The 6,056-nt window shown below is 69.9% G+C and carries 4 protein-coding genes; 2 read left to right on the forward strand and 2 right to left on the reverse strand.

All coding sequences use genetic code 11. The annotated features are described in order from the left end of the window. Nucleotides 1-217 precede the first annotated feature (217 nt). On the reverse strand, nt 218-2,233 hold the full coding sequence (locus tag WBN91_RS35625; RefSeq protein WP_337727822.1) for a putative bifunctional diguanylate cyclase/phosphodiesterase: 2,016 nt from the start codon (nt 2,231-2,233) through the stop codon (nt 218-220). Between the two features lie 189 nt (nt 2,234-2,422). Then, the gene (locus WBN91_RS35630) at nt 2,423-3,238 is read right to left on the reverse strand and encodes an SAM-dependent methyltransferase (protein WP_337727821.1); all 816 of its coding nucleotides are present in this window, start codon (nt 3,236-3,238) and stop codon (nt 2,423-2,425) included. 167 nt (nt 3,239-3,405) lie between these two features. On the opposite strand from WBN91_RS35630, the gene WBN91_RS35635 reads away from it, so the two are divergent. Both WBN91_RS35635 and WBN91_RS35640 read left to right on the forward strand, forming a co-directional pair. Further along, entirely contained in the window at nt 3,406-4,776 is a 1,371-nt protein-coding gene (locus WBN91_RS35635) for a cytochrome P450 (RefSeq protein ID WP_337727820.1), read from the forward strand. Nucleotides 4,777-4,829: 53 nt separating this feature from the next. Then, the gene (locus WBN91_RS35640) at nt 4,830-5,831 is read left to right on the forward strand and encodes an alpha/beta hydrolase (RefSeq protein WP_337727819.1); all 1,002 of its coding nucleotides are present in this window, start codon (nt 4,830-4,832) and stop codon (nt 5,829-5,831) included. Nucleotides 5,832-6,056: the final 225 nt, after the last annotated feature.

Here is a 6,056-nt window from a genome sequence, read left to right on the forward strand (position 1 = left end):
CCCCCGCCGTCCCCGCCCTTGAGCCGACCGCGCGCCGAACCTGTGACCCCACCTGCCGCCGGAAGGGCGCTGCCGCTGCCGCTCGGCGCGGGCCACCAGCTCGTCGAACGCGACCGCCGGGGTCAGGCCGTGAAGTCCCGGGACGGGATCTCCGACCAGCGCTGGAACGGGCCTCACCCGTCCGCAGCGAGGGCCATAGCCCGATCGGCCGCCGGGATCAGCGGAAGTGCGTCACCGCGTCGGCCGCCGCGACGGCCGCGCCGAAGTGCGGACCGCACCCGGCGAACGCGCCGGCCGCCCGCCACCACCGCGCCTGCTCGTCCGTGCGCACCCCGTCGACCTCCACGACCGCACCGCCCGCCCGCACCGCGGCCACCAGCGCCGCGACGTAGGACGTCCGCCGGTCCACCAGCCGCCGTGCCACCCGGACCCGCCGCACCCCCAACGCCTCCGCCGCCGCGAGGTCGTCCGGGCCGAGCGCGAAGTCGTGCAGCGCGGTGCCCACGCCCATGTCGGCCAGCACGGTCAGGTTCTCGGCGGCGTCGGACACCGACAGCACGCCCACCGGCATCCCGACCACCAGCCGGTCCGGCCGCAGCCCGGTGTCCTCCAGCACCCGCACGACCCGCGCCTCCAGGTCCGCGTCGGCGGACTGCACGGCGGTCAGGCCCACGGTCAGCACCGCGTCGCCCCACCACCGCGCCTGGTCGGCGGCGGTCCGCAGGACCCACTCGCCCAGCGGCAGCACCAGGCCGGTCTGCTCGGCCAGCTCCACGCACGCGTCGTGCTCCAGCGGCTGCTCCCGGTCCCAGCGCAGCAGCGCGTCCAGGCCGACGACCCCGCCCGACAGCGCCACCACCGGCCGGTACCGCACCGAGATCTCGCCCTGCTCCCACGCGCCCGGCATGCCCACGGCCAGCGCCTGCGCCCGCCGGTCCGCCAGGTCCCGCGACGGGTGGAACAGCTCCCACTGCCCGCGCCGCCCCGCCTTGGCCCGGCGCAGCGCCTGGTCGGCCGACCGCAGCAGCTCCGCGGGCTCGGTGTCGTGCGGCGGGCGGAACACCACGCCGGTGCTCACCGACACCGCGATGCCGTGCCCGTCGACGAACAGCGGCTCGGACAGCTCGGCGTTGATGGCGGCGACGATCCGCGCCACCTCCGGCGTGCGCGCGGTGTTCTCCACGAGGATGCCGAACTCGTCGCCCTCGAACCGGGCGACCATCGCCCTCTCCCGCGCCACCACGGCTCTCAGCCGCTGGGCGACGTGCACCAGCACGCGCTCACCGGCCCGGCCGCCCAGGCTGTTGCACACCATGCCGAACGCGTCGAGGTCCAGGTGCAGCAGCGTGACGCCGTGCACGGGGTCGGCGCGCCGCAGCGCGGCCTCCAGGTGGGTGGTGAAGAACTGCCGGTTCGGCAGGCCGGTCAGGACGTCGTGCAACGCCTGCCGGTTCAGCTCGCCCTGCAACAGCATCAGCTCGGTGCCGTCCTCGACCACGGTCACGAAGTGGCCGGTGCCGGGTTCCTCGCCGGGCAGCAGCGAGGTGGTCAGCGTGATGCGGGCGACGTCGCCGTCCTTGCGCAGCAGCCGGTGCGACTGCCGGATCCGGTCCGGGCCGCCCAGCAGCAACTCGTCCATCGTCTCCCGCAGCGCGTCCGCCGAGTCGGCGTCGACCAGGTCGAACAGGGTCAGCTCGGCCAGCTCGGCGGGCGTGTAGCCGAGGATCTCGCCGACGGCGGCGTTCGCGCGCACCGGCGTGCCGTCCAGGTCGAGGATCAGCACGCCGCTGGACGACGACGTCACCACCTCGTCGAACCGGGCCTCGCTCTCCCGCAGCCGCCACTTCGCGTCGCGCACCGCCTTGAGCAGCGACAGCCGCAGCGCCTCCTGCTGGTCGAACACCGACCGCCTGGTCGCCGCGGCGAACCCGGTGGCGAACGCGCCCAGCCCCACCGCGACCCGCTCGGCGACCCGCTCGGTCGGCTGGAATTCGGGCAGCGCGAGCAGGCCCCGGCCGAGCACCTCGGTGGTGCGGCGCAATCCGTCCTCGGTCAGGTACCCCAGGGACACGAACTGCTCGCCGAGTTCTTCCAGCGGTGCCGGGTCGAAGGGTTCCGCGAGCAGCAGCGCGCAGATCCGGTCGAGGCGTCGGGACAATTCGGCGTCCAGTTCGGATTTCGTGTGCTGGAGGACGTCGGAGGTGATCAGCAGGTATGCCCACTTGCGCGCCAAAAGCTCCCGTGCGCGGCCCGGATCGGGGGTGTGATCCGATGTCGACGGGCGCCCTGCGGCGTGGTGTGGTCCGCGTTCTGGTTGAGGCATTCGGCGTTGCCCTGCTCTGGCTTCAGGTTGCGCGGCAGTTTACCGAGTCCGGTTCGTCCCCATTGTTGTGGTCACACGACATCACAATATGCGAAATGCTCACGGTTTACGACCCACGGCCGCGTAGAGCAGCATGTTGATCTCGTGCCGGTCGCTGATGTCGCCCGGACCGCTCGGCCGCCACTCGGCGCACCCGACCAAGCCCGGGTCGAGCAGGTCGAAGCCGTCCAGCAGGTCGAGGATCTCGTCGTGCGAGCGGATGGTCAGCTGGTCCGCGCTGCCGCTGGTGTTGATCAGCTCGGCGGCCCGGTGGAGCGGGTCGCCCATCGTGTCGGCGCTGACGTGGCTGATCGCGAGGAAGCTGCCCGAGGGCAGCGCGTCCCGGTAGCGGGCCAGCAGCTCGCGCGGCTTCGACTCGTCGGGCACCCAGTGCAGCAGCAACAGCATCAGCAGGCCCACCGGCTGCGAGAAGTCCAGCAGGCGCTGGACTTCCGGGCTGCCGAGGACGTCGTCGACGTCCCGGAGGTCGGCCGCGACGATCTCGGCCCGGTCGTTGTCGGCCAGCATCAACTCGCTGTGCGCCACGGCGATCGGGTCGCGGTCCACGTAGACCACCCGGCAGCTCGGGTCGGCCTCCTGCGCCACCTCGTGCACGTTGGCCACGGTCGGGATGCCGGACCCGATGTCGAGGAACTGGCGGACGCCCTGGTCGACCATGAACCGCACCGCGCGCCCGAGGAACGCCCGGTTGACCCGGGTGCCGGAGCGCAGGCCGGGCATCATCTTGTCGATCTTGAGGGCGATCTCGCGATCGACGGCGAAGTTGTGCGCGCCGCCCAGCATGAAGTCGTAGGCGCGGGCGATGCTCGGCACGGAAACGTCCACGCTCTGCGGGACCCAATCCGGTCTGACCACCGGTGAACACCCTCTTCGAGTAGTGGGGTGACGAGTTTAGCGATCGCCCGGTCGAGTGCGATTGGGCCATCGGTGTGACCCCGGGCCACCCGATCGGGCACTGTGCGCATCCGCTGAATGACGCCTATCGTGGTGCGTCCCGAAATTGCCCCTCGCGAGGAGCGACGATGCGCGTCCCGGTGGCCCCCGGACGGCTGCCTTTCCTCGGACACACGCTGCCCATGTTGCGCGGTCGACATCGCTACACCGCACGTTTGCGGGAACGGGCGGAGATCGTGGAAGTCGACCTGGGTCCATTGCCGACCTATTTTGTGACCAGTCCTCGTTTTACCCACCAGGTGCTGGTCACGGACGGCCCGCGATTCCGCAAGGGCATCATGTTCGACCGGTTCGAACCGTTCCTGGGCAACGGCCTGATCCTGTCCAACGGCGCGTTCCACCGCAGGCAGCGCCGCATGGTCCAGCCCGCCTTCCACCGCGACCGCCTGGCCGGCTACACCGAAATCATGGCCGACGCGGCGACCAGGGCGGTCGACTCGTGGCGCCCCGGCGAGGTGCGGGTGGTCGAGGACGACATGCAGGCGCTCGCGGTGACCATCGTCGGCGAGGCCCTGTTCACCACGGAGATCGGCCCGCGCGCGATCGAGGAGATCCGCCGGTCGATGTTCGAGGTGACCAAGAACGGCATGCTGATGGCGCTGTTACCGGGCGCGCTGGCGAAGGTCCCGATCCCGCCCAACCGGCGGTTCCACCGGGCCATCGGGCGCATCCAGGCGGTCGTGGGCGAGGTCGTCGCACGCCGGCGAGCGGAGGGCGTGGACCGCGGGGACCTGCTGTCGATCCTGTTGCAGGCCCAGGACGAGGACACCGGCGAGGGCATGTCCGACCGTCAGGTGTTCGACGAGGTGGTCGGGCTGTTATCGGCCGGGATCGAAACCACCGCGCTGGCGCTGGCGTGGGCGTTCCACGAGCTGTCCCGACGCCCTGACGTCGCGGACCGGGTGCACGCCGAGGTCGACGAGGTGCTGGCGGGCCGTGGTGTCGTGGGCCGTGGTGTCGCGGGCAGGGGTGTCGCGGGCAGGGGTGTCGTGACGTTCGAGGACCTGCCGAAGTTGGTGTACACCAGGCAGGTCGTGCAGGAGGTCCTGCGTCGGTACCCGATCTGGATCCTGATGCGCAGAACCGTCGAAGAGGTGAACTTCGACGGCTTCGTCGTCCCGGCTGGCGCGGAAGTGATCATCAGCCCGGACGCCCTGCACCACGACCCACGGACGTTCGCTGATCCGGGTTATTTCGACCCGGATCGGTGGCAGCCCGAGCGTGCCGCAGGGGTGCCCAAGGGTGCGTACATCCCGTTCGGGGGTGGGGCGCGGCAGTGTGTCGGCAATGCCTTCGCGTTGAACGAGGCCGTGGTCGTCTTGGCGACTGTGGCGTCGAGGTACCGCCTGCGGCCGGTGCCCGGCAAGCCTGTGCGCACGAAGTACACCACCGCTCCGTATCCGAGTGGGCTGTTGCTGACGGTGGTGCCGAGGACCTGACGGTCCGTGTGGTCGGTGTGGTCCGTGTCGATGTCGAGGAAGGTCTTTTTCGCGTGAGTTGGTCCCGTTTCCGCCGGCTGTGCGCGGCGGTGCTGATGGCGGCAGGTGTGCTGACGGTGCCTGGAACGGCGCAGGCGTCCCCTGTGTCGTGCGAGGACGTGTACGTGCCCGTGCGCATCTTGCTGCTGCCCCAGACCGTGTACGGCAGGCTGTGCACCCCTGAGGGTGCCCGGACCGTGATGGTCCTCGTGCCCGGTTCGACCTACACCAGCCACTACTGGGACATCGACACCCGTCCTGAGAACTCGTTCCGCCGCTCCATGAACCAGGCCGGCTTGGCGACGTTGACGGTGGACCGACTGGGGACCGGGCGTAGCTCGAAGCCGCTGAGCGCCTTGGTGTCGGCCGTGACCGAGGCTGAGGCCATGCACGGGGTGGTGCAGCGGATGCGGGGGCGGTTCGACCGGGTGTTGATCGGTGGGCACTCGTTGGGGTCGGCGATTTCGATCCTGGAGGCCGGTCGGTACCGCGATGTGGATGGGGTGTTGCTGACCGGGTTCACGCCTCGGTTGGACGTGGTGAGCGCGGTGCCGGTGTTCGCTTCTTTGATCCCGGCCACGTTGGAGCCGCAGTTCTTGGGGTTGGATCCGGGGTATCTGACCACTTCGCCGGGGACGCGGTATTCCTCGTTCCATGCGCCTGGGGTGGTGCAGGAGGATTTGATCGCGGATGACGAGCGCACGAAGTCCGTGGTGTCGGTGGCTGAGCCGGTGGACACGATTGTGCTGAACAATTATGTGTTGCCGGCGGCGTTGGCTATCCGTGCGCCGGTGATGTTGGTGATGGCGGATGGGGATGAGCACTTCTGTGGGCCGCCGTTGGGGTCGGATTGTTCTTCGGCGGAGGGGTTGAAGGCGTCGGAGGGGCATTATTATGGGGAGGGGGTGCGGTTGGACACTTATGTGGTGCGGGGGTATGGGCACTCGTTCAACTACGCGCCCAACGCCAAGGACTACCACGCTGCGGTGGCTACCTGGGCCAACAGCCTGCGCTGATCGCCACACCGCCAGCTGGCTGGTCTCTGGTACGCCTAGCTCGGGTTTTCGGCGCGAGAGCGCGGAGTGCGTTCGAGCTTGCGAGCGTGGAGCGCGTTGCGTTTGGACCCGCGAAGCGTGGATTTGGGAAGTGAAGCGCGAGTCTAGAGATTAAAAGCGCCTCGCCGGCGGGCAGGCCGCCAAGGATGGACACAAAGCAAAAGAAAGGGCGGGGGCTTCTTGCTT

It is taken from the genome of Saccharothrix sp. CCNWYY140, from assembly GCF_037401995.1.
Lineage (GTDB): Bacteria > Actinomycetota > Actinomycetes > Mycobacteriales > Pseudonocardiaceae > Actinosynnema.

What these genes read in the sequence shown, in the direction of transcription:
- WBN91_RS35635 (WP_337727820.1), top strand. Translation starts at nt 3,406, where the DNA reads ATGCGCGTCCCGGTGGCCCCCGGACGGCTGCCTTTCCTCGGACACACG.